The sequence below is a fragment of the Fibrivirga algicola genome (assembly GCF_011742925.1).
Classification (GTDB): domain Bacteria; phylum Bacteroidota; class Bacteroidia; order Cytophagales; family Spirosomataceae; genus Fibrella; species Fibrella algicola.
The window spans coordinates 335213-358200 of record NZ_WAEL01000005.1 but is presented as its reverse complement, the minus strand read 5'-3'; the positions used below and the strand labels follow the sequence as shown (position 1 = coordinate 358200).

Below are 22988 nucleotides of genomic sequence, written 5' to 3'. Positions count from 1 at the left end.
CACGCTTACTCTCAACCTATGCTTTCCGACTTCGGCACCATGTTGCTCTTCATCCTGGCCGCTTTTGCGTTCATTGGAGGCATTCTGCTGTTCGGAAAGCTACTGCGCCCCGACCGCCCCAGCGAGGAAAAACTGACAACCTACGAGTCGGGTGAGGAGCCGGTGGGAAACGCCAATATTCAGTTCAACCCGCGTTTCTACGTTATTGCCCTGATTTTTGTGCTGTTCGACGTTGAATTGGTCTTTCTGTTTCCGTGGGCTACGGTATTCGGCCAGGCTACGCTCATTGCCGAAACCGATGGATTATGGGGCTGGTTTGCGCTGACTGAGGCGTTTATTTTTGTTGCTATATTAGCACTGGGACTGGCCTACGCCTGGGCCAAAGGGTATCTGGATTGGGAAAAACCGCAGCCGAAGGTTCCCACAATCGATTCGCCCGTTCCTATGACGCTCTATCAGCAGATCAATGACAAGTACGAACGCGTTACCCCTCCTTAAGTCATTCCCGATCTGGCTACTAATAAACTGGCTTCCAACTACTCTGTGGGGCCAATCATCGCCTGACCTACCCGTAAAAGTTACCGTATACACCATCAAAGTCGTTCTTCAAAACGGAGAGCGATGCCGTGGTATTGTGGGCGCGTTGACAGACCAAATCCTGGACGTGGAGAATGACCCTGAGCTGTTGCTGTTTCCTTACTCAGGCCAACTTGTTAAGCTCAGTGACATAAAGCGGGCCGTAATCAGACCAAGCAGCAGGCGGTTACCCCGAATCAAAGGCGCGATTGTCGGTGGTCTGGCTGGGCTTTATGCTGGGTTGGTGCACGCGCCCGAAAGTACATTTCGCAGCCCCACTTTATTTGGCCTCAACTTGGTGCTGATTATGGGCACAGGCAGCGCCGCCGGCATGCTGACAGGTCACTTGATTGGCAATACAAAACGGGTAGCAATTCGAGCTGTTGGCAATGATCCTGTTACTAGAGCACGTCAGCTTCGGCTTCAGCTTGACCCTTATTCGTACGAGTCCCAACAAGACATGATTGATCGGACTGAACAGCCGAGTCAAGAGTAACGTATCTCCACCTTCTCGGCACCAGAAAGCGCCAAGCCTTGTTCCACGAGTATGACAGTCTCTCCCACTACCCAAAAATCAGCAGATCCCGGCGTGATGTTTCTCACGAGTGAAGAACTCCTTAATTGGTCGCGCGCCTCTTCATTATGGCCACTGACGTTTGGGCTCGCCTGTTGTGCCATTGAAATGATGGGCGCCATGACGTCTAGCTACGACCTGGAACGGTTTGGCATCTTCCCACGTCCCTCGCCCCGGCAGGCCGACATCATGATTGTATCGGGTACGGTAACTTATAAAATGGCCGACCGTATTCGCCGCCTCTACGAGCAGATGGCTGAGCCACGTTACGTGATTTCGATGGGTTCCTGCGCTAACTGCGGCGGGCCTTACTGGCAGCACGGTTATCACGTGGTGAAAGGCGTCGACCGCATTATTCCCGTCGACGTCTACGTACCTGGATGCCCGCCCCGTCCCGAAGCCCTGATTGACGGTTTTCTGAAGCTCCAGGAAAAGATCAAAACAGAACATCCGCTACTTAACAAATAAGTGTCAAGTTCCAGGTGCTTCACCCCTTATCCCAATGAGCGAAGCACTTGACACATGATACCTGGAACTTGACACGCCCTTTTTCATGAACATCGTTTTCCTGGATACCCGCACTGTTGGCACCGAACCGGACCTGAATCAGTTTGACACGCTGGCTGCGTCTACCGGCGGCACGTTTACAACGTACCCAGACACGTCGCCCGAGCAAACAAGTAAGCGCCTCCAGGGTGCCGACGTGGTAATTACCAACAAAGTGCGCATTACCCGCGACGTACTAGCCACCTGCCCCGACCTGAAGCTGATCTGCGTAGCTGCCACCGGCACCAACAATATCGATATGGCCGCAGCGGCTGAGCGCGGTATTCCGGTTAAAAATGTAGTAGGTTATTCAACGCAGAGCGTGGCGCAGGTAGCCTTTACGCTATTGCTATCGTTGATGAATTCGCCTGATTATTACGATCAGTATGTGAAGTCGGGCGATTACAGCCGCGAAACGATTTTCACGCACCTGGGGCGTCCGTTTCTCGAGCTTAGCGGCCAGCAATTTGGCATTATCGGCCTGGGTGCTATCGGGCGGCAAGTGGCACAGATTGCCACGGCCTTTGGCGCCTCGGTGGTTTACTTCTCAGCATCGGGGAACACCTACGATGTGCCATACCAGGCGGTGTCGTTAGCTGACTTGTTGAGCACGTCGGACGTCATATCGATTCACGCGCCATTGACTGAAAAAACCAACAACCTGCTTACCTACAACGAACTGAGCCAGATGAAGCCTTCGGCCATTTTGCTGTTATTTAGCCGGGGAGGCATGGTGAATGAAGCAGATCTGGCCCGTGCCCTCGACGAGGGGAAGCTAGCCGGTGCTGGTGTCGACGTATTTGAACAGGAGCCACCCGCCGCTAATCACCCTTACCTGACAATGGCCCACCCGGAGCGGATTATCCTGTCTCCACACATCGCCTGGAGTAGCGTTGAAGCCCGCCGCACGTTAATGGATCGCGTAGCAGATAACATCCGGGAATCTCAGGTGTGAGTGGCAAGCACAAGGCTCGTTAACCAACAGTAAGCGAGCCTTGTGCTTGCCACTCACACCTGAAACTTCTACTTATTGAAGGCCAGCGCAAAGGCTAGGCTGAACTGATCTTCTGTGGCAATGCCGAGTAGCGAGGGGCGTTCTACGCCGTAATCAGTCATTTTCAGATCAAATTTACCATTCATCAGTAGTTGGTTACCCGCGTCGCGGCGCGTGACTTGTACCGTGATTGGCTTCGTTACGTTGTGAAACGTCAGTTTTCCGTTGACGGTCAGCGTACCATCGGCATTGGGCTTCACATCCTGACTGGTGAAGCTTACGTTGGGGTACTTAATTCCGTCGAGCACCTCAACCATGTGCGAATCGCGGTTCTGATTTTTACTATCGAAGGACGCTACCCGAATGACCACCGCTACGTTTTGCACCTGCTTGGTGTCATCGTCGTAGATCATCGCGGCGTTTACATCCCGGCTAATGCCATCCCATTTATGCATAGGGTGCACCATTGAATACGTTACCGTCGATTTCCCCTTATCGGCCATTAGTTTTTTTGGCGCAAGGGCACGCGGTACAAAGCCCGACAAGGCGAGCAGCAGGAAAATCAACAGACGGTTCATAGTAGTTGTAGCGCCGAAGCGGACACTTCGGTCATTAAAGTCGTATGTCTCACTAGCGAAGCCGGCGCTTCAGCAGTGTACCAGTTAAAATTTCAGCACAATAATCGCCGTGGCGAAAGCGCCGAATGTCGTGTAGGCAGCGGCCCGATGGTAGGGCTTTAGGGCTGCGTTCTCGCTAATCTGCCCGGCCAGGATATTGGTGGCAATCATACCAGCCATGTGCACGATGGCCAGGTATTTATGCAGCTTGATCGTGCTTAATCCCCGCCGCTGACCAACAGCGGGCGGTGGCGACGTGAGGGATAGCAAAGCCGTGGTGGCGTACGAGATATTAATGGCCGTGGCCATACTCTCGTGCAGGTCCTTTAAGCGGCGATAATCGCTGGCACCGGCTTTGTACAGTTGCGACCCGATGATTCCCTGCGCCACGAAACCAGCCAGCGTAACAAAACCGCCAATCTGGTGCAGTTTCAACATCGTCCGCCTGATCTTCAATTCATGGCTTCGGCCCTCAGCGGTTAGCGGCGACGCATTGGTAATGCGCATTAACCCATTCTTTCCCCAAAACAGCCGTTGCGAGATCAGCATATGATCGGGCAATAATGGCGCTGATGGAATTGAATCTGTCAGGCTGCCCAACAGGTCATCAGCCGATTGGGTAGCCGGTCGGGTTGTATCGGCAGTGGTAGTGGTTGGCACAACCCGGGTAGTGTCCTGGGCATGAACACCAGTAATTGTTAGCCAGCAAAGAAGGCAGGCGAATAAGGAACGGATCATAAATACCGGTACGTAGAAAGTCGGAGAGTCGTTGCCAGTGAAGCGCAAGGTAAAGAACCCGCGCTTCACCGGCTAACCAGTTACGCTTTTACCTGAAGGCTGTTGCCTGTAACTGTTACCGTATACGATTTAACAGCCGTGGTGGTGCCGCCACCAACAGGCGGTGTTTTTGTCGACCCGTCAATCCCGTACGTAGCCTGATGCAGACTACACACCAGATCATTTGAACTGGCCTGGTACGACAGGTTACCGCCCTGGTGGGTACAGATTCGGCTCAGTGCTTTATAACTACCCGCTGCATTGAAAACGATGATGTCGCCAACGTTCACAAAGTTGCCGGGCGTTTTCAACCCAGCGAAGTTTGCATTCGTCAGGTCGGCCGTGAAATTAATGGCCCCTGCCGAAGTGCTGGCATTACCTGTTACGCCCGAGCTACCGCCGCCCGTTGTGCCACCCGGTGTGATTATTACGGGAGCGGGGTCACTTGTGCTCCCCTTGCAGGACGACAACGTACCCATGCAATAAAAGGCCATCAGGGCGGCACTGCTCATGCCCAGGCTACGCATAAATTCGCCGCGGGAAACCTGCGTTTGTAGCAGCGATGTCTCTGATTCTGGCTGTGGTGTTGGGCGATTGTTGGGGGTTGTAGTCATGTTTGTATGTTGAATAAATGAACTGTTGAGAGTTAATACGCGACTTTTCAAGGTATTACAGCCGGTAACGCAGCCCAACGAATGCGCCGGTGCTGAGCAACCTGACCTTGAAATACCCTACCTGTTTCAAGGGTATTTTTACAAATGGCTCCACCTGCCACGATAGTCGATGGGTGATGGGCCGCTCGTAGCCTACTGATATATTCAAATTACTGAAACCAAACGAACCACCCGCGCGCCCGGCTTTCTTATTATCCCAGCCCCAGTACTTGATCTTGGTATCGGCCGGGTTCGCGTATTCGTAGCTGTATACTTCGTGTTGAATAAAATAGCTGGTGAGCCCTGCACTGGCAAACCAGCGGGCAGGGGCCCGCCCATCGCCACGGGGCCGCAGCAGCCAGTCATAACGAACATTCAGCGGCACGTCGACCATTTTGCAAACCCCGGCAATCTCTTCCGGCCATACGTCCATGTTCATGTAGCTGGGCCATACATACTCACTGGCGTAGGTCTGATACCGTTTTGTACTGTACATGGCCCCGGCAGTCACGCTCAACCGATCGGTGAGTTGGTACTGAACCGACAAACCGGCATTACTACCGGGTCGTTCAAAATTTTCAAGACCAATGCCACTCAGATCGGGTGAGGCAAACAGCATCACACTCAGGCCCGTTAGCCGGGGCGGAGGCCGCCGAACCGGAGCATCGGCTGTTGGCGCCACCCAGGTCGGTTCTGCCAGTGGACGAACCTGCTGCACCACGCCACTCAAGCTCGTGGCAGGCATAAGCACGGGCATCCACTGTCCGGTGGCATCAGCAACGTCCGTAGCGGCTAGTAGCTGGTCGGTATTGTCGGCAAGCGGGTCAACAGGTTGCCTTCCTCTGGTGTCAGGCAAATCGCCAGCCGAAGCCGCAACCCGCAGGGAGTTACCCAACAGACCGGCTGGCAACATACCTGATGCCTTCATCATAGGTTTCGTCACTGTGTTTTCTGCTACCAGCCGCCTTTTGCTTAAGGCCATACGGTGCCTGAGCTGTTTTACTGTTGCCCGATCAGCCACCCTGCGTGCGGCGTCAGGCGCATTCGCGTTTGTTGTTTCCCGTCCGGCGGGGGTACTTACTATAGACGTAGCACGTTGGCTTTCCGGGTTACCCGCTGTAGGTAAATCGTTTATTGGCGCATCAGGAACATGGTCCTGCTTTGTGGATGCAGTCGCCTTCCCGGCAGATAATGCTACAGCCTTATCTGCTGACTCCGTCGCCTTTTCACCCAGCCCTACGGCCGACTTCGTAGTAGTTCGTTGTGGTCCCTGGGCGACCACTTGGCGAGCACCGGATTGATTACCACCGGCGAGATTACCCTTTTCAGGCAGGCGCTCGTAGGTGAACCAACCCAAACCAGCCAGCAACAACAGCAGTACAGCGCCGATCCCCCCCCACCGGCTAATCCGGTCGAACAGGGAATGCCGGTCGTGTTCATCTAACCGCCGACTCATATCGGCCCAGTCGTCGGGGTTAAAGGGGACGTTATGTTCTTCAGCCGATTTTCTGAAGAGCTCGTCCAGATGGTCATCGGGCCAATCTTCCATACTCATCGTTCGTTTTTTTTTGCAACATCTGGCGAAGATTTTCGCGCGCCCTCGCCAGATTTGACTTGGACGTACCTACCGAAATACCCAGTTGGGTAGCAATTTCATCGTGACTAAAGCCATCAATGGCGTATAGGTTAAACACGATTCGGTAGGCAGGCGTAAGCTGTTTCACCAGTGTCAACAGGTACTCGTATTCCATTGTACTCAACACATCGGCCTCCTGGCTTTTCTCATGCCCGGCCGCCTCAATATCTTTCTGATAATAGTGCGGTACAGCCTGCCGGTAATAATCGGTAGCCGTATTAATCAGGATCCGTCGCAGCCAGGGTTTGAATGGTTGCATTGGGTCATACTGATTTAGTTTCGTGAATACTTTCAAGAAACCGTCGTTTAATACTTCTACGGCCTCTTCTGGCGTTTGCGTATAGCGCAGACAGATACCCATCGCATAGCCGTAGAATTGCCGGTATAGCACCTCCTGACTACGTCGGTGATGGCGCAGACAACCTGCCAGCAGGTCGGAAAGGGGCAATATCTGAGGCGTTTGCGCCATAAACGTCTTTTAAGGGTACAACAGGCTGGTTACCAAACCGCTAATTACTGGCGGCTGGTTGGTGAGAAGCCAGCCGCCAGCAAAGTTAATCAGGGAGCATCAGGAGAATCGGTGTAGACAATAGGCCAAATCCCTGGTTTAGGCACACTCACGCCCTTCGTATTTCCACGGATGCCGGCATCGGGTCCAAAATAATACAACGGCCAGCCCTTGTAGGTCACCTGCGTATGCCCGGCGGCCGTGGTAGTAGCAAAATCAGCTGCTTTTAGCACCGATGGCAGCGATTTGATTGCGTCTTCGAACAAGGGCCAGGTAGCATTATTACTAAAATCCTCTTTGGTGTAGTTATTCTTACCCCGTTTGTCATTGGCAAAGGCATACAGCGTTTTGCCCAGGCCGTCTGTCAGGTAAAGGGTTGTACCCGTACCTTCTGTATACGTCTTCGTGTACGATTTGCCGTCGTTACCAACCAACTGACCAGAGCCAATCATAATCGAATAATCTGGTTTTGCTACATACCAGGCTTTCCCCACATTATCGCCCAATACATCACCAGCTTTACTGTCGCTTTTATAGCTATACAACGGCCAGCCCCGGAAAGCCGTTTGCTTGCTACCATCAGCACGGGTGATGGTAGTAAAATCAGCCGCGGTCAGACTCGTACTCAACGTAGGCGTTTCTTTATAAAATACAGGCCAGGCATCAAGGCACGTACCTGAGCAAGCTGATTTACCGCTTGCATCGGCCGCAAAAAAGTAAAGCGTCTTACCCGACTGGTCGGTTAATACACTCCCAAGCGAGGTGGTGTTGAGCTGAATGTCTGGCTGTGGTGTAGTGGCGGTGTCATTCGTGTGACAACCCGATAGAACACCTGTTATCGCCAGAGCGAAACCAATTAGCCGGAAGGTTCTCGAAATATACTGCATAGTGCTTCAACTGAGTAGAGTGAGAAATCGAACAGTTGAACCGGTTCAGTAGGCAGTACGGAGAGGTATACACGTCAGGTTGCGTGGATGAATGAAAAAAGTGTCAGGTATTAACTTTTAGGCGTCGAAACCGGCCCTTTATCTGATCGCTAACCGAGTAACTCCGGCGGCAACGAGGGCTTCCAGTTCCTGCTCAGTGGCACCATCAGCAGCAATGGTGACGGTTACCGAACGAGATACGCTGGCCCGAAAGTCCAGGGCTTTTTTCAGGGAGAAAGTGGGCTGCAACGTACCTGCCAATGGAACACCAGTTGCGTCTTTCAGGCCATCGGTACCGGCGTCGGTGGCCGTTTTGATCAGCTTCAGCAGTTGCTCATCATCCAGCAGGCCCGACTCCAGCACAACAGTCAGCGGCACTTCGCGGGCGTGCGCAGCAGCCACCAGCTTGACCAGTTCGATTTTGAGCCAGACCGACGTGGGCGAGAACAGAGCCGACGTGTTGAGTACAACCTCAATGGCATTGGCGCCATCGGCCAGGGCCAGTTCCAGCTCCTGTTGCTTTACCTCGGTGCGCTGATATCCATAGGGGTAGCCAATGACGGCGGTGAGCGTGGCGGGATGCGTATCGCCAAGTTCACGGCGGTGTTTTTTTACCCAGAATGGAGCCACCACCAGCCCCGCTAACCCCAGCTGATTCACCTCGTCGATAGCGTTGTATTGCTCCGTGATGGTCACGTTCGGGTGGATCAGCGTACGATCGATATACGGAAAGAGGTGATTCACAGGGAAACTGTTTAGGTTATTTTCAAACCCTGAAGTTAGGGTTCTTGTTAGGCCTCTACCACAATGTCTGAAATTGTTGTTGTTTTGTGGGCAACATCTAACCACTACCGCATATGCGCTTTTTCACGTACCTGCTTGTTTTTGTCCTGCTGGTTTTCGGCGTCTTGTACCTTCTGACTGGCTGGAGCTTCTCGGATGGCGAGCGAGCCGGCACTATTTCGAAGTTCAGCCGCCGTGGGTATCTCTTCAAAACGTATGAAGGCGTATTGAATGTAGGTGGCTTCTCGGGCGAAACCGGATCGCTGACTCCCCAGTTTTTTGATTTCTCGGTGAAGGATGATGCCATTGCCAAGCAGATCACCGACGCGGTGAAATCGGGACAGCGCGTTACCCTGCATTACGAAGAAAAAATCCTCCGCCTTCCCTGGAATGGCGACACCAAATACTACATTACCAATGTGGAAATGATCGGCCAGGCACCCGGCCAGTATGGTTTCCCAGGGCAGCAGTATCCACAACAGGGACAACAAATGCAGCCGCAGCAACAGCAGCAGGTGCAGCCTCAGCAGCAGGCGACGCCACCGCCGCCAGTAGCTCCAACCGCTACCGACACGCTCTAAGTTACAACAGTCAAGCAGTGTGCATCAGGCCCGTGGCGTCGTACAGACGATGCGGGCCTGATGCCTTTTACTCCCATGAATAATCCGTTTATCAGCCCCGCCACGCCCACCGATATTCCGGCGCTGAACCGATTGGTGAATAGTGCCTACCGGGGCGACAACTCGCGTAAAGGCTGGACCACCGAAGCCGATCTCCTGGATGGCATTCGGACCACCGAAGCATCGCTGGCCGAGCAGTTTACCAATCCCAATGCCACCATCCTCAGGTACGTTAAGGATGGCCAGTTGCTGGGCTGTGTGTATCTGGAGCAGAAAGACGACGTGCTGTACTTGGGCATGCTCACGGTTTCACCGGAGTTACAGGCAGGCGGTCTTGGCCGTCAGTTACTCGAAGCCGCTGAAGACTATGCCCGCGATCGACATTGCCGCGCCATCACCATGACCGTCATTTCGCAACGCACCGAGTTACTGGCCTGGTACGAACGACGTGGTTATAGACGTACCGGTATCACCCACCCCTTCCCGGATGATCCCGAACGATTCGGTACGCCAAAGCAGCCCCTGGCGTTTATTGAGTTAGAGAAAGAAATTTAGCACGAAAAAGGCCAGCTATGAACGAGTTCGCTCCGCCGTTTATGCCTGGATACGTTCAGTAAGGTAAATACGTAACGCGGACTTTAGCCGGTAGGTCGGTTAATCACTTACGGACTGAGCGTCCCCAACTAAAGTCCGTGTTACACACTTTCTTTTTAACACATGGTTGACTACGATTCGAAAGAGTGGCTTCGGTACATACTTTCCTTCAGAAAAGGCGATACCGCCCGGAAACTGGCCCCAGTACTGTTGGCCATGGCCCTTTATTGCAGCCTGGTAGCCTACGTCGTGATCGAATACGTGCACCCGGGCCCCGATTCAGACCTGAAGAACATTGCCATCATGCACTCGCTACTGGGCTTCGTGATTTCGACCCTGCTCGTCTTTCGGACCAACACTGCTTACGACCGCTGGTGGGAAGGACGCAAAGCCTGGGGTAGCTTAACCAACAATTCGCGTAACCTGGCGCTGAAACTTGTCCACATTATCAACACCGACGATGTGGATAGCCGGGCATTTTTCCGGGCTATGATTCCGAACTACGCCTTTGCGCTGAAGAATCACCTGCGCGGCGACTTCGACGCCAATGACCTTATTGCCTGCCCCGGTTTCGACCCCGCCAGCCTGAAACCTGCCGAACATGTTCCGAATCAGGTGGCCATGCGTCTGTTCAGCAAGATGGACGAGCTGTATCAGTCGGGTACGTTCCGACCCGAACACCTGCTGGTACTCAATGGCGAATTCAGCTCATTCACCGAAATCTGCGGCATCTGCGAACGCATTCACAGCACGCCGATCCCGTATTCGTACTCGTCGTTTCTGAAAAAATTCGTAGCGCTGTATTGCCTCACCCTACCACTCGGGTACGTATTGTCGCTGCACTATTGGGTCATACCCGTAGTGCTGATCGTGTTCTACGTACTAGCCAGCCTGGAACTGATCGCCGAAGAAATCGAAGACCCATTCGGCACCGACCCCAACGACCTCCCCACCGAACGAATGGCAAACGGTATCCGCACCGCCGTGGGAGAACTTCTTTAGGGTTTGCCGCTTGTGGTTTGATGGTTGTCGTTGCGTTGCTAAATCACGAACTGGCTTGTTTGCAGTGCAACGTCAAACAGCAGACGTCAAACCGAAATCTAATCCGGCAGCTTCCAGCACAACGTACCCAGCACGGCTAAACTGGCGGCAAACCAGTAGAAGGGCAGGTTCAGGTTGATAGTGGCCAAACCGCCGTAAACGAGTGTGGTAGTCAGGCTGGCAATGCCGGTTAGGGCCTGATTGAGGCCGAATAGTTCGCCCCGATCTTCGTCGGACGTCAGCTTAGCCAGAAAGCCGTTCAGCAGGCCACTAATGAGCGATACCAGCAAGGCATCGACCGCCACAGTTGCGTAGAGCAGGGGTAGCGACGTACCTATGTTGGCATAGATGATCTGCATGCCTACGCCAATAAACGCGAGCACTATCAGCACTACACGTTTATTCAGCTTGTCGACCAGGTACTTAAAATAGAGCAGGTTGCTCACCGCGCTTAGACCGCCGAAGCACACAAAGAAGAACGATATCTTCTGGGCATCGAACTTCAGGGGACTCAGGGCCAGATACGTGATAAAGTAGGTTTGGTAGCCCAGTTGCAGAGTCGCCAGAAGCATGAGAATCGTTAGGAAGCGAAACCCAGGATGGGCTTCATCTTTCTCGGCGAGACGTTTCCAGAGCTTAACAACATTTAGGTTAGCCCCTACCTCCTGCCATACCGCTCCCCAGTCGAGTTTGCTGCGCTGTTTGGCGGTTTCGCTCATGAACAGCACTACGCCAACGTTTATAATACTCAGCGCAATAAGCACCCAGACCACCAGTTTGGCCTGGTCAGCTTTATTGCTCACAAAAAACAGGGCAATACCCGCCACCATCGGACCAAACACGTGGCCCAGCGACACCAGGGTGCTGATGTAGCCGCTGTTTTTGGCCAGTTCCTCATCGGGCGACAGGTCGGTTACCGACGAGCGCATGAGCGCATACATGCCGTTGGTGAGGCCATCGCTGATGCGGTTAGCGAAGAAGAAACCCGCTTTGATAGGAATCAGTAACAGGTTGGCGGCCAACGTACCTACCGCCGACACAAACACCAGCGGCTTGCGCCCCAGTGAATCAGACAATTTACCAAGCAGCGGAGCCGAGATAAGCTGAACACCCAAAAAGAGCGCCGTGCCCACCGACAGCCACCATTCCGGGTTCGACAGGTTTTTTACGAATTCGGGGCGAACCGGCCCGGTAGCTGAACCAACTACCACATCAAGCAACACAATCAGAAAAATAAGGGCCAGCCGCCTGTCTTTGAACATGTAGCTACAACTCAGATTTTCATCATATTGCGCATAAAAGGCATTAAATGGCTTCTTTCTGCGTATCCCTTACGTCCGCGTATCACTACTATTTCTTTGAGCTAAAGAACTGGAACGTACCGGTGAGGTATTCCTGGATAGCCGGACCGTGGTCTTTACCAGGGATGGTGATCAGGTCAACAGTAGCTCCACGGGCTTCCATCGCCGCTTTGGCATCAGTCGAGTTACGGTAAAATACCTGATTGTCGGCGGTACCGTGGTAGAGTTGCAGGGGTGATTTAGGCTTCCAGTCATACACGTTGTTGTCGCGTACGGCCGTCAGGAAGGTAGCGTCGGTGTTACTGGTGAGTCCTGCTTTGAAAGCATCGGTAAACGCTTGGTTAATGCTCACGTTGATCGACGATGCCCCGCCGGTGGCCTGTACCGTAGTGGCGTACGGCTCTTTGAAGTAAGCGCTCATGGGCCGGTTCAGGCCATACACGCGGTTATAGGTTTGCAGCACCCGCACATACAGACCGTTGTATTCCGGAATGCCGTGCGTAGTGGTGGTCACCAGATCACGCATGAAGCCTTCTACATTGTAGGGCCCTGCGCCGCAGGTCGTTGCGGTAATGGTGAACTCGGCGGGAAACTGCTCCTCTATCATTTTCAACATCGACATAGTCGCATGCCCCCCCTGCGAATAGCCTGACAGAAAGACCTTGTTGTTCCACTTCGTGCTACTTTTCTCGATAAACTCACGGGCTGCCCGCAGCATATCCAGGCTGGCCGACGCTTCGGTTTGTCGGTGCAGATACGGATGCGGGACGTTCTTCGACTCGCCATACCCAATGTAATCGGGGCACGACAGAATGTAGCCGTTGGACGCAAACAGCGCCCCGATCGTGGCGGCTTCGCTGGCATCGGTAAAATTCGATGGGGCCTGTGCTTCGCTGGTGATGGTACCGTGCTGCTGGCTCACAATCGGGAAAGGCGCATCGGCAGCCAAAGCCACCGGCACAATCAATGCGCCCGACGCCGTGATGTCGGTTCCGTCGGTGTTTTTCGTCTTGTAAGTAAGGCGATATACCTGAATGTCGCGCTGAATCAGAAGCCCCAGAAAGGCAGTAATCTGGGCATCGACAATGCCGGATGCTGCAATTCGCTGCGTGAGTTGGGCTTTTGTGAACGTACCCAGCTGTGTACTGCCAACCAAAGCCGATGGCCGACTTTCGATCGGGTCTACCGGTTTACAATTCGTCAGGTTCAGCGCAACGAATACCAGCGAAAACCAGCGTGTGGAGGTACGTATAAATTTCATAGACCGAAACGGGGGATGTGCCGTTTTCTGTAAACGCAGAGAAGGGCCTGTTTGTGCGCACAAACAGGCCCTTCTGAATTAGAATTGTTTAGACGGTAGTACCCTTATTACCTCACCTGCACGCGGCCACCCGTTGAGTGGGCAGCGAACTCAGGCGCGTAGAAGCATTGTACCGTAGCCAGGCCAGCGCCAAAATCGCCGGTATGCACTACGCGTAGCGCATACTCGAAGACGTGGGTTCCGGTGGGGAGGTATTCAATAAAGAAATCGGTGCTGGCGTCGCGGGGGGCTTCATAATATGACAGGCCATTCTGGTATTTGGTACCCGACAAGGCCGCTACCGGTTCAAACCCCGAGGCACGTCCGTCTTTCAGGTGCACATATTCCATGTTGCGGTCGGCGGTTAGCACCATTCGGACTTTCAGCAGGTCACCGGGCTTCAGGATCGTTTTCGGTGTGATGGCCTCCAGAACAGGACCGGCATCCGTATTGCGCTGCCGGAACAGCGTTTTCCTAAGTGTTAAGTTTGTGCCGTTCCCCGCGATGGCGTCTAGCGGTTCGAAATGCTGCCAATAGGCTGCCCCCCAACCCGGCCCCGTTTTGGCTGGTTTGCTTACCGTCACCACGCCCATTGCTGTTGTTACTTCCGAGGGGGCGAAGGTCACCTTCTGGTAGTCGGTTAGGGTTTCGGTTTTGGTTACGCGCGGGGCAATGTCTTTGCCCCCAATCAGCACCGTCATGGTCGCTTTCGTGTCCAGCCAGTCAGAACCGCGCAGCAGCAACGCATACACGGCCTCGGTAGTCGCTTTGGTCGAAGGCCACGACTGGGTACGTTTTTGCTGCACCAGCCATTGCCGCATCTTATCGATAAATGGCCCTGAACCAACCAGGTTTTTATGCTGAGGCATCGTCCGTAACCAGGCAAAACAATCCAGTTGGCCTGCAGTAGCGGTTGGGGTGACCGATTCGGTACGGCAGATTTCGTCGTAGGCTTCAATGAGGTATGCCTGCGTTTCAATCGGGGTCTGGTACCAGTATGTACCGCTCGTATTTTCGGGCCAATACATACCCAGTTCCTCCGACACCTTACTGCGCTCCGTGACTGATTGCAAAATGGCGTGGGCCTCGCTTACTTTCTTGAATCGGTGGAGCGTAGTGGCCGCCAGCGCCTGGCTTTGCAATGAGCTCTGTTGCCAGCCAGTAGTCAGCACCGGTAGCAGATACGTTTCTACCTCTTTGGCAACGGCGTTGGTGCCGAGGTAAAAGCTACGGGCGTAGAGGTAATGCGCTGCCCAATACGGCGTACCCGGCGTTGTTTTTTGCTCGGCGGCGCGCCTTTTCTGCTCCGCAATCTGCCGGACAATCTCCGCATCGGCGTACCGGATCAGGCCCGCCTGCAACGTAGCCACGTCTGACCGCACACCGGGATCGAACGCAACGCCTAGTTTTTGGAGGTGGCCCAGTCCCGCCAGCACATGCAGGGTCATGCTCAGGTTAGGCCGCATACCCGAGAACCAAGTCAGGGCACCGCTGGCGTCCTGCAACTGGCGCAGCTTATCAATGGCCCGGCGCTGTTCAGCAGCCAGTCGGCTCTGGTCGAAGAACTGGCCCAGTTTCGCCGTTCGATCGGCTTCCGATTTAGCGTCGGCCAGCCAGGGTGTATTTTCGAGCATAACGGCCTTCAACTCCTCATTACTCGCCAGCGGACTCCGGGGCGGCGTTTGCTTCCATACATCTACCACCTGCCGGAACTGCGGGCGACTGGCCAGAATATGTGCTCCAAGGCTGTTTGCATACATTTTGCTGAACACTTGCTCGGCACAATCGTAGCTGTACTCCATCAGATACGGCAGACTTTGCAGCGCATACCAGGCGGGGTTGCTCGTCACTTCCACCGTGAGGCGTTCGGTATTCAACGGCAATTCCGGGTTGTGATCAACCAGCGGTCCCAGCCGAAACGTGCGGTCTTTATCGCCGCCATTAATCCAGAATGGCTGAACATCGGTCACCAATGTGCGGTTAGGCAGTACGGGCACCACCCGTTCTTCGCCATCGGTGAATGTACCGGCCGTGGCCGTGACACGAAAGGCTACCGGTGGCAGATCCTGCGGCACAACCAGTGTCCAGGCAGCCAGGGTACTCTGCCCAGCCTTGACCGAAATCGTCTGATTCATCACCGCAAGCCCCATTTTTGCGTTTAATGATTCGCCGGTAATGGCATCGGTGATGTTGAGTTGCGACGTACCGGTGAGTGGCTTACCGCTCAGGTTATCGATTCGGGCGGTGAGGCGGAGCGTATCGTTTTCGCGGAGGAACCTGGGTACGTTGGTCGTAACCATCAATTCTTTCTGCGTCACGATTTCACGCTCCATCATACCGGTCTGCATCGTTTTGGTGTGAGCAAAGGTCACCAGCCGCCAGCGCGTGAGGGCCTCAGGCATCGTAAAGTTCAGCACTACGCGCCCCTGCTTGTCGGTTTGTAGCTGCGGGAAGAAGAACGCTGTCTCGTTGAAGTTTTTCCGAATCAGGGGTGGGGTAGCAACCGGTACCTTTGTAGGTACGTTGGGTTGTTCAACCTGTACTGCCGAGGCGTCGGCAACGTCGGGGGCAGCGGCTGCCATTTTCGCCATAGCCATCGGTGCTGCGCCGCGTATGTTGACCGAGCTCGTCATATCTCGCCGATTCTGGGTGCCGTAGCCAACCACTACCGATTCATACAACAGCTGATCATTGGCTTGCAGAACAGTAGTTATCGACTGTTTATCAGCCAGTTCTATCGTAGCCGGTTTGTACCCAACGAAGGCAACAAGGAGCGCCACCTTTTTTGTGGGCTTCTCCATCTGAATTGTAAAGTTGCCTGCTGCATCCGTAACAGTTCCCTGCTTTGTGCCTTTAACTACTACATTCACCCCCGGAGCAGGTGCTTCAATGTCTCCCATAAACGCCCGGCCTGTAAGTACGCCTTTATCACGTTTAACATGAATGGTCAGCGTGGACAAATTAAGTGTAAAACGACCCCTGTACTGGTCGTAGTTGTAGGGCCCCCAGGTAAGCCTGGGCACCATGCGTTGTTGCAGCGTTGAGCGAACTAGGGCCGGCATGCTCCTATTCCAATATTGTTGCGTTATCATGGTGCCAAACGCCTGACTTTGCCAGTAGCCTGAATTGGTATAATTGACGCTATAGAACGAAGTAGGCCATTCCAGGCGGGCGAAGGCATCGAGGGAAGCGTCGTAGAGGGTAGCGGCTAATTCAGCCAGCACTTTATCCTGTTTAGGGCCGCTAATCCGTACTGTCCACTGTTCGGGCTGGCCGGGTTTTAGTTTATCGCGGAAGGTCTCGGTCTCAACGGTCAGCTCTTTATTTGTAAAGGGCACCGTGATGGTCTCCGACTGGCTCAACAAGCGGCCATTTTGCACCGTGGCGAAATGCACCACAAAGTTGCCCCGGTGTTTTTCCTGAACGGGCAACGTCACCCGAATCGGTTGCCCCGTCACCGTCAGCCACTCTTCCCGAACAATCTTGCCCCTTTCCTCTACAGCCATCAGTACCGCGTCGGGGCGAGTAGCCGAGGCCGTCGACGTACCCACCCAGAATATGGCTTCTTCGCCGGGTTGGGCGGTCGCTTTCTGCACCTGAACGAACGCACCTGCCCGTATAGGAGCCGTTGGTTTGCCGGGGTCGATTACCTCGAAAAATACGGCCTGCTGCACCGACACACCTGTCGAGTCAATGGCATTGATGTCGGCAACGTACATGCCCGACGCCAGCCCGGCCAGGCTAACTGATGTGGGTGAAGTTGACCGTACAGGTGTTTTGGGCCAGGTAGTAGGGTCGTCTTCATTGGCGTATATATCGAGCGGAAACTGCGCCACGTAGGCTTCGCGGGTTAGCAGGTTGCGGTCTGTGCGGGCCCAAAGGCGGCTGCGCAAACCTGGCCGCGGCGGTGTGATTCGCGAAATGGCCACGCTTCCCGACTTGATACCGACCTTGTTCCCGCTGGCGTTCAGCAACCGGACGACGTACGGTTTCGGCTCGGTAGTAAGCACCGGGCTGGGCAGTACCAACTCTGCCGTCAGGGCGGTATAGCCAATACGCAGCGTCTGCGTAGTCGACCGTGTCTCACCCGACACGTCGGTAACGTCGATAGTGATTGTAAAGGTAAACTGTGGCTTTTCAGATGCGGCGATGCTCAAGTCGGGCTGGGCCAGGAATGAAAAATTGACTACGCCTTCTGCATTGGTTTTGGCCGTACCATTCGCAATCTCCTGCTCGCTGGTCGGGCGGATCGGCCGCCACCAGTGCCAGCCCCAATAGGGCCGGTAGTACGTTCGGGTAACCCGGTAGCTTACGGCGGCTCCGTCAACCACGGCACCGGCCAGCGTTTTGGCAATCGCCTTCACGGGTACGTTCTGCCCCAGCACCACGGCCTGTTTCAGCGAGTCGGCTACTACAGTGAACGTGGGTCGTTTGTATTCTTCGACCCGGATCGTGGCCTGCCCGTTAGCCGTTGCAATCGTCATCTGGCCCGTCAGTCGGCCAACGGGTGCCGTGAACGTACCTGAGGCCGTGCCAAAGTCGTTGGTTTTCACCTCTGCTTTTGTCACCTCTTCGCCGTTTACGTCAGTGAGCCGGACAACCATCGGCGCGTTAGGCACCACCGCAAACTCATTGTCTTTACCACTGTATTGCAGCACTTTCCAGTACACGGTCTGCCCCGGCCGGTAAATGGCGCGATCAGTAAAGACTACTGAGTACCGGTTGTCGGTCGGCGCTTCCGGATTGCGAAAATTTGGATAGCCGTAAAACGAATCGGTATCCAACACATCGTTTCCGATGGTTAACCGCAAAAACGCCGACCGATCTGTCGTTATCGCGATCGTCAGTTTCCCTTTGGCATCCGTCTTATACGTACCAGCCACACTCAGTGCATCGCTCTGGGAATCCTGTACAAACAACTGCGCCGACACGCCTGCCAGTGGCTGCCCGGTCATGCGGTGAGTCACATAAAAGGTTCGGGTGCCAGTGTACTCCATATTTCCGCCTACTGTTACGTAGCTCAGGTTCGATACGGCAAACGTGCCGAGGCTAACAATCTCAGCCGTTTTAGCGCTGGGCGTAGCCCACTTTCCTTCATTCGATACCAGCAGCACGTAATGCCCTAACGGCAATGCCTTCATGGCAATTTCGACACTATGATTGCGCAGATCACCGTCGTCGGGTAGCGTCACCTCCTCTTCGGCCACCACCGGGTGATTCTGAACCGCTGCAAACCATTTGTCGTACTTCGGGTCGTTACGGTAGTTGTCGAACCGAGTCAGGGCACGGGCTTCGGTGGCGCTCAGACGCAGTACTTTGTAATACAGCGTTTTTGTATTTTGATAGGTAACCCGCGCCCGAAACGGTTTGCCCGGCTCTGTCGCTTCTTCGACCTCTACGCCTAATGCCGGCTGAAGCAGGTTAGCGAGCAACGACGCTGCACTCTGGGCAGAAATGGTATTTGGGAAACGCGCGATCAGGTCACGGGCCAGATCCGCGGCGCGTTTCCGGTCCCAGCGGCGGGTTGTATCAGCCGGTGACGGGTCGGGCGTTTCCTGATCGGTAGCCTGAAAGCGGCCTCTTGGCAGGGGCCGAACCTCACCCGTTTCGGCCAGGTGTTGTATCAACGCCAGCATGTATTCCGCTTCGGCTGGCTTACCCCTGGTCGCCGCAATCTGCTGCGTCAGTGTTTGGCGATACAGGTCATCTTCATTGGGTAAGGTCCCCAGCCGTTTCATCAGCGCCAGCCGTTCAATATCGTTCGCCGCGTAAGCCACACCACCGGCATCGTTCCGGTGGAAAGCCAGCAACTGCTGATACAGCCGCAACGACTGGTAAGCCCCCGACAACGGGTCGGTAGCAGGCAAGGCCATCGTCGCGAACGCTTCCGGTCTACCCAGATACGCGGGGTTGTTGACCGTAAACGCCTGAATAGGCTTGATCACATCCGATTGTGCCTGAGTGAAGAAATCGATTGCCCGGTGCGCCAGCACGTCAAACAGCGTGGGCCGCAAGGCCAGCCCCGCTTCGTTTCCCTTGCTGATGACCGCATCGTAGGCCGCAACGGGCACCTGCTGCAAGTTGGTTGCCTCCTGCGTCGACGCCGTATATAGCTCCGTCACCGTTTGTTGCAAACGGCGGGCATCCCAGGTACGTGGATCGAGGGCGTCGGTCGTGGCCGATTGCGCCGTCGGTTCGTCGGGAGCGGTGGCCGTCCGGTTGTAAAATTTGTAGCGGTTCTGCTGAAAATACTGCCAGTACACGTCGGCCATCACCGATTGCAGCACCGCCCGTGTTGGCCCGGTAGTAGCATCGATATCGGTCTTTAATGAACTCAGCAGCGTCAGGTACGTCTCCTCATCCTTGGCCCCGTTGGTGCGATACACCACCCGTCGCATGGCAGCTTTCAATAGTTGCGGGTCGTTGCCGGTGCGTTTGGCTTCGGTATATACCCGATCGGCAATTACAAGGGCCGATTGGGGTAATCCGCGGGCCATCAAGGAATCAGCCGTTTTCCAGCTCGCAGCATAGTCAGTCATGGGTGGAGAACTTGAGGAACTGCTTTTCTTACGTGTCTGGCCCAGCAACGGTAATAGAAACAGCGTCAGGGCACAGATATAGATGGCGGGATTACGCATAGTGAACTGGTTTTACACACCTCTGACAACAAATAAGGTCAACCGTTTAGTTGAGTATGTGTCTGGGCTAGCTACAAGAGTACGGATTTTACCGAAGGGTTGGTTTTGCCCATTAGAAGGACGTTATAATGGGCCAATACAAAATCATTTCCGTCCTACTAACGTTATAGAGATAAGCCTGCTACGCGGTTTTCACCAGTCCGGTAGCGTGGCAATCGGTATGAAAAACAACACATTGCGTCATACGCTAATGGGCTTGTTGCTCATTTTCGCTCTGGCTAGTTGCGGTCCTTCCTACGTTGGCGTCCGCACCGGCCCTGGTTACGGCTATTACGGTCCCAGACCGTATGCAGCTCCCTACTACGGTTACCGTCGGGCACCTGTTTACGTGGCCCCACCCCGGGTTTATTCGCGAGCGCCCCGGTATTACAGAAGCCCAAACTACAGTTACCGCTACAACAACCCCCGCGTTTACAACGGTGGTCGGAGACGGTAGTTCATCACCAGACCCTGCGTACATCAAAAAGCCCCGGTTCATAGCCGGGGCTTTTTGATGTACGCAGGGTCTACGTTGCTGACGCGTGTGTAGCGACCGGTGCGGCAGGATTTCGCATTTCTACCCTACGCAGCTAGGCTGTAGTCTGCTTTAAACCTGAAACGTGTACGATTTTTGAGTTAAAAAATGCGCTAATCAGGCAACAACTGGCGCATTGTTTGTGCTATTCGCTTATACAGTGGAAAAAGACAACGATCATGTATGCTTTTGCGTTACCAGTAATGAAGCGTAGTCAACTGAATGAGTTATGAGAACAACAGCTTTTTTACTCGTCTTTTCGGCATCACTGCTGATCGGCGAGGCTCCAGCGGCTTCGCTGCCTACCCGTAGTAGCACGGTGAAGGAAGAATCTATCTTTAAGCGCAAGAAGAAAGGCTACCGCCGTAAGAAAGGCTTTATGTGGGGCCTCTTCAAGAAAAAAGACTGCGGCTGCCCGAAGTTTTAAAAAAGTACGCGGCCCGGTTTGATTAAGCCGCGTACCACAAATCAGCGAATACGATTTGACTCACGGACTAATTTTTCGTCCCGGCGGATAAAACGGTTGGCTAGTGCGTTCAATACTAAAGCAACAACGATTGCCCAAAAGCCTGTCAGGAATGATCCCTGATCGGCGGGGTTGCCATACGTTTTGCCATTGATCAGTACATTATACAGTATAACGCCCATCGACGCCGTTAACAGAATAGCGTTGGCGGCGCAAAGGCCCATTTGCAATAGCCGTTTCTTGTACTGAAAAATGGCAAATAGAGCAACCAGGGCAACAATTGCGAGTAGTCCACCCAAATACCAGAGTGGCGTGGTAAAGGTGGTCACTCCCTGCTCATACGTGTACTGAAGAGGTGTTAACTCGGCTTCTTCGCCAGGGTTCATACCGGGTTTCTCCCAGATTGGATTGGCCAGAGCCACACCCATCGACGCTGAAATCAGGAACAGAAAAACACTTTGAATGCGTTGAATCATTTTTTTATGAGAAATTGTAGTCTGTTTAACGATTAACAAACAGGCTGTGGAAAACACCGCCGCCTTTTAACTGATTATACAGGTTAGTTATGTCGGTTGCCAATGGCGAAATTAGCCGAAAAGCCTGAATGTTTTGATGAATACGCAAGTGGTGGTAACAGCCGATGGGTCACATTCGGTATTCAACGCGGAGGTAGGGCAACACTACCACTCTATCTATGGCGCCGTCCAGGAGTCAGACCGTGTGTTTATTGAGCTGGGTTTACTTTACACCTTCCAACGGGTGAAAGGACCAGTTCGTGTGTTTGAAATGGGGTTTGGCACAGGCCTCAACGCCCTGATGACTATTCGTGAAGCAAAACGGCATCACCGTGTAATTGATTACGTAGGTGTTGAGGCGTATCCGATTCCGGTCGACGAGGCGAAACTGCTGAATTACGACCACGAACTAACCACGTTCTGGCTACCCGACCTGCACGAAGCTCCCTGGAACGTACCTACGCCTATCGTTCCTGAATTGACGCTCACCAAATACAACACCAAGATGCAGGATCTGCCCCCCATCGGCACGTTCGATCTGGTCTATTATGACGCTTTTGCTCCCGAAGGTCAACCCGAGCTCTGGACACTGGAGGCCTTCCAGAAAGTAGCTACCTTACTCCAGCCCGGCGGCGCACTCACTACCTACTGCTCAAAGTCGGCTGTGCAGCGCAACCTTCGCGAGGCAGGCTTCGAGGTAGAAAAGCATGTTGGCCCCGCTCGTAAACGCGAAGTAATCAGAGCGATAAAAATTTGAGTTAATGGGTTGATGTTTGTCATGTTAGGGGTGCTCCGCAAACCGATCGGTTTGTGCTTCAGCAGCGCAACAGCGAACAGCAAACCATTACCCTCAAACTACATACTGGCAGTTATCAGCCTTGCCACAGCTTCCAGCCCCAGCACATCTACGTCGCTGAAATCGTCTAGTTTGTCGCTGTCTACATCCAGTACCATCGCCACGTCGCCTGCCTGATTGAGAATAGGCACGACTACCTCCGATTTGGAGGCCGAACTACAGGCGATATGGCCTGGAAAAGCCTCTACATCCGGCACCAGTATGGTTTCGCGGCGGGTGTAGGCGGCTCCACAAACACCCTTATTGAACGCAATACGCGTACAGGCAATTGGCCCCTGAAACGGGCCCAATACCAGTTGGTTTTCCTTCGTGAGGTAAAATCCAACCCAAAAAAATCCGAATGCTTCCCGAAGGGCCGCCGCCACGTTGGCCAGATTAGCCACCAGGTCAGTTTCACCCGTAATCAGTGCCTCAATCTGCGGAATGAGGCTGTCGTAGATCGCCTGCCGATTATCGGTTTGTGGAATATGAAGTGTCTCTGCCATATAGGCAA

Annotated in this window: 21 protein-coding genes; 9 read left to right on the top strand and 12 right to left on the bottom strand. The window is 54.0% G+C overall.

The features are described 5' to 3' along the window. Window positions 1-18 precede the first annotated feature (18 nt). The 4 genes from F7231_RS15600 to F7231_RS15585 all read left to right on the top strand — a co-directional run bounded on the left by F7231_RS15600 (window position 19) and on the right by F7231_RS15585 (window position 2651). Complete coding sequence (locus F7231_RS15600; RefSeq protein WP_166692552.1) at window positions 19-498, top strand: NADH-quinone oxidoreductase subunit A; 480 nt, start codon at window positions 19-21, stop codon at window positions 496-498. Further along, the gene (locus tag F7231_RS15595) at window positions 467-1072 is read left to right on the top strand and encodes a hypothetical protein (RefSeq protein WP_166692551.1); all 606 of its coding nucleotides are present in this window, start codon (window positions 467-469) and stop codon (window positions 1070-1072) included. The genes F7231_RS15600 and F7231_RS15595 overlap by 32 nt, the downstream gene beginning before the upstream one ends. Window positions 1073-1123: 51 nt before the next feature. Next, complete coding sequence (locus F7231_RS15590; protein WP_085411280.1) at window positions 1124-1618, top strand: NADH-quinone oxidoreductase subunit B; 495 nt, start codon at window positions 1124-1126, stop codon at window positions 1616-1618. A gap of 85 nt (window positions 1619-1703) precedes the next feature. Then, window positions 1704-2651, top strand: a complete 948-nt coding sequence (locus tag F7231_RS15585) for a D-2-hydroxyacid dehydrogenase (protein ID WP_166692550.1) — start codon at window positions 1704-1706, stop codon at window positions 2649-2651. Between the two features lie 68 nt (window positions 2652-2719). On the opposite strand, the gene F7231_RS15580 is transcribed toward F7231_RS15585, so the two are convergent. The 7 genes from F7231_RS15580 to F7231_RS15550 all read right to left on the bottom strand — a co-directional run bounded on the left by F7231_RS15580 (window position 2720) and on the right by F7231_RS15550 (window position 8551). Beyond that, window positions 2720-3268, bottom strand: a complete 549-nt coding sequence (locus F7231_RS15580; RefSeq protein ID WP_085411282.1) for a YceI family protein — start codon at window positions 3266-3268, stop codon at window positions 2720-2722. Window positions 3269-3352: 84 nt separating this feature from the next. Then, window positions 3353-4045: a hypothetical protein gene (locus tag F7231_RS15575; protein ID WP_085411283.1), complete on the bottom strand. Its 693-nt coding sequence runs from the start codon at window positions 4043-4045 to the stop codon at window positions 3353-3355. A gap of 80 nt (window positions 4046-4125) precedes the next feature. After that, window positions 4126-4698 (bottom strand): Rieske (2Fe-2S) protein, encoded by a 573-nt coding sequence (locus tag F7231_RS15570; RefSeq protein ID WP_166692549.1) that lies wholly within the window; start codon window positions 4696-4698, stop codon window positions 4126-4128. 55 nt (window positions 4699-4753) lie between these two features. Beyond that, complete coding sequence (locus F7231_RS15565) at window positions 4754-6286, bottom strand: porin family protein (protein ID WP_166692548.1); 1533 nt, start codon at window positions 6284-6286, stop codon at window positions 4754-4756. Continuing rightward, window positions 6267-6842, bottom strand: coding sequence for an RNA polymerase sigma factor (locus F7231_RS15560; RefSeq protein WP_085411286.1), 576 nt, complete (start codon window positions 6840-6842; stop codon window positions 6267-6269). Before F7231_RS15560 ends, F7231_RS15565 begins: the two co-directional genes overlap by 20 nt. A gap of 89 nt (window positions 6843-6931) precedes the next feature. Further along, window positions 6932-7768, bottom strand: a complete 837-nt coding sequence (locus F7231_RS15555) for a hypothetical protein (protein ID WP_085411287.1) — start codon at window positions 7766-7768, stop codon at window positions 6932-6934. 138 nt (window positions 7769-7906) lie between these two features. Further along, window positions 7907-8551, bottom strand: coding sequence for a deoxyribose-phosphate aldolase (locus F7231_RS15550; RefSeq protein WP_166692547.1), 645 nt, complete (start codon window positions 8549-8551; stop codon window positions 7907-7909). A 113-nt stretch (window positions 8552-8664) separates the two neighbouring features. Here F7231_RS15550 and F7231_RS15545 point away from each other — a divergent pair, with 113 nt between their 5' ends. The 3 genes from F7231_RS15545 (at window position 8665) to F7231_RS15535 (ending at window position 10806) form a co-directional block, all read left to right on the top strand. Next, complete coding sequence (locus F7231_RS15545; RefSeq protein WP_085411289.1) at window positions 8665-9171, top strand: DUF8785 domain-containing protein; 507 nt, start codon at window positions 8665-8667, stop codon at window positions 9169-9171. A 60-nt stretch (window positions 9172-9231) separates the two neighbouring features. After that, window positions 9232-9765, top strand: coding sequence for a GNAT family N-acetyltransferase (locus tag F7231_RS15540; protein WP_229369986.1), 534 nt, complete (start codon window positions 9232-9234; stop codon window positions 9763-9765). Between the two features lie 162 nt (window positions 9766-9927). Beyond that, window positions 9928-10806, top strand: a complete 879-nt coding sequence (locus F7231_RS15535; protein ID WP_166692546.1) for a bestrophin family protein — start codon at window positions 9928-9930, stop codon at window positions 10804-10806. A gap of 98 nt (window positions 10807-10904) precedes the next feature. Here F7231_RS15535 and F7231_RS15530 read toward each other — a convergent pair whose 3' ends face one another. The 3 genes from F7231_RS15530 to F7231_RS15520 all read right to left on the bottom strand — a co-directional run bounded on the left by F7231_RS15530 (window position 10905) and on the right by F7231_RS15520 (window position 20084). Beyond that, on the bottom strand, window positions 10905-12107 hold the full coding sequence (locus F7231_RS15530; RefSeq protein WP_166692545.1) for an MFS transporter: 1203 nt from the start codon (window positions 12105-12107) through the stop codon (window positions 10905-10907). Window positions 12108-12195: 88 nt separating this feature from the next. Further along, window positions 12196-13407, bottom strand: coding sequence for an alpha/beta hydrolase family protein (locus tag F7231_RS15525; RefSeq protein WP_166692544.1), 1212 nt, complete (start codon window positions 13405-13407; stop codon window positions 12196-12198). 107 nt (window positions 13408-13514) lie between these two features. Beyond that, a complete protein-coding gene (locus F7231_RS15520) occupies window positions 13515-20084 on the bottom strand; it encodes an alpha-2-macroglobulin family protein (protein WP_229369984.1) in 6570 nt (2189 codons plus the stop codon). Between the two features lie 803 nt (window positions 20085-20887). Here F7231_RS15520 and F7231_RS15515 point away from each other — a divergent pair. Then, window positions 20888-21085 (top strand): hypothetical protein, encoded by a 198-nt coding sequence (locus F7231_RS15515; RefSeq protein WP_085411294.1) that lies wholly within the window; start codon window positions 20888-20890, stop codon window positions 21083-21085. 41 nt (window positions 21086-21126) lie between these two features. On the opposite strand, the gene F7231_RS15510 is transcribed toward F7231_RS15515, so the two are convergent. Next, on the bottom strand, window positions 21127-21600 hold the full coding sequence (locus F7231_RS15510) for a DUF4293 domain-containing protein (RefSeq protein ID WP_085411295.1): 474 nt from the start codon (window positions 21598-21600) through the stop codon (window positions 21127-21129). A 136-nt stretch (window positions 21601-21736) separates the two neighbouring features. On the opposite strand from F7231_RS15510, the gene mnmC2 reads away from it, so the two are divergent. Then, window positions 21737-22396, top strand: coding sequence for a tRNA (5-methylaminomethyl-2-thiouridine)(34)-methyltransferase MnmC2 (mnmC2, locus tag F7231_RS15505; RefSeq protein ID WP_166692543.1), 660 nt, complete (start codon window positions 21737-21739; stop codon window positions 22394-22396). Window positions 22397-22494: 98 nt separating this feature from the next. Here the strand turns inward: mnmC2 and msrC are convergent, their stop codons facing one another. Further along, window positions 22495-22980, bottom strand: coding sequence for a free L-methionine (R)-S-oxide reductase MsrC (msrC, locus tag F7231_RS15500; RefSeq protein ID WP_085411297.1), 486 nt, complete (start codon window positions 22978-22980; stop codon window positions 22495-22497). Window positions 22981-22988: the final 8 nt, after the last annotated feature.

Excerpts from the sequence above, each read along its gene's own strand:
- F7231_RS15515 (WP_085411294.1), top strand. The coding sequence starts at position 20,888 with ATGAGAACAACAGCTTTTTTACTCGTCTTTTCGGCATCACTGCTGATC.
- F7231_RS15585 (WP_166692550.1), top strand. The coding sequence starts at position 1,704 with ATGAACATCGTTTTCCTGGATACCCGCACTGTTGGCACCGAACCGGAC.
- F7231_RS15535 (WP_166692546.1), top strand. The coding sequence starts at position 9,928 with ATGGTTGACTACGATTCGAAAGAGTGGCTTCGGTACATACTTTCCTTC.
- F7231_RS15565 (WP_166692548.1), bottom strand. The coding sequence starts at position 6,286 with ATGGAAGATTGGCCCGATGACCATCTGGACGAGCTCTTCAGAAAATCG.
- F7231_RS15555 (WP_085411287.1), bottom strand. The coding sequence starts at position 7,768 with ATGCAGTATATTTCGAGAACCTTCCGGCTAATTGGTTTCGCTCTGGCG.
- F7231_RS15560 (WP_085411286.1), bottom strand. The coding sequence starts at position 6,842 with ATGGCGCAAACGCCTCAGATATTGCCCCTTTCCGACCTGCTGGCAGGT.
- F7231_RS15525 (WP_166692544.1), bottom strand. The coding sequence starts at position 13,407 with ATGAAATTTATACGTACCTCCACACGCTGGTTTTCGCTGGTATTCGTT.
- F7231_RS15510 (WP_085411295.1), bottom strand. The coding sequence starts at position 21,600 with ATGATTCAACGCATTCAAAGTGTTTTTCTGTTCCTGATTTCAGCGTCG.
- F7231_RS15540 (WP_229369986.1), top strand. The coding sequence starts at position 9,232 with ATGCCTTTTACTCCCATGAATAATCCGTTTATCAGCCCCGCCACGCCC.
- F7231_RS15595 (WP_166692551.1), top strand. The coding sequence starts at position 467 with ATGACAAGTACGAACGCGTTACCCCTCCTTAAGTCATTCCCGATCTGG.
- F7231_RS15575 (WP_085411283.1), bottom strand. The coding sequence starts at position 4,045 with ATGATCCGTTCCTTATTCGCCTGCCTTCTTTGCTGGCTAACAATTACT.
- F7231_RS15570 (WP_166692549.1), bottom strand. The coding sequence starts at position 4,698 with ATGACTACAACCCCCAACAATCGCCCAACACCACAGCCAGAATCAGAG.
- mnmC2 (WP_166692543.1), top strand. The coding sequence starts at position 21,737 with ATGAATACGCAAGTGGTGGTAACAGCCGATGGGTCACATTCGGTATTC.
- F7231_RS15590 (WP_085411280.1), top strand. The coding sequence starts at position 1,124 with ATGACAGTCTCTCCCACTACCCAAAAATCAGCAGATCCCGGCGTGATG.
- F7231_RS15545 (WP_085411289.1), top strand. The coding sequence starts at position 8,665 with ATGCGCTTTTTCACGTACCTGCTTGTTTTTGTCCTGCTGGTTTTCGGC.
- F7231_RS15600 (WP_166692552.1), top strand. The coding sequence starts at position 19 with ATGCTTTCCGACTTCGGCACCATGTTGCTCTTCATCCTGGCCGCTTTT.
- msrC (WP_085411297.1), bottom strand. The coding sequence starts at position 22,980 with ATGGCAGAGACACTTCATATTCCACAAACCGATAATCGGCAGGCGATC.
- F7231_RS15580 (WP_085411282.1), bottom strand. The coding sequence starts at position 3,268 with ATGAACCGTCTGTTGATTTTCCTGCTGCTCGCCTTGTCGGGCTTTGTA.
- F7231_RS15530 (WP_166692545.1), bottom strand. The coding sequence starts at position 12,107 with ATGTTCAAAGACAGGCGGCTGGCCCTTATTTTTCTGATTGTGTTGCTT.
- F7231_RS15520 (WP_229369984.1), bottom strand. The coding sequence starts at position 20,084 with ATGCGTAATCCCGCCATCTATATCTGTGCCCTGACGCTGTTTCTATTA.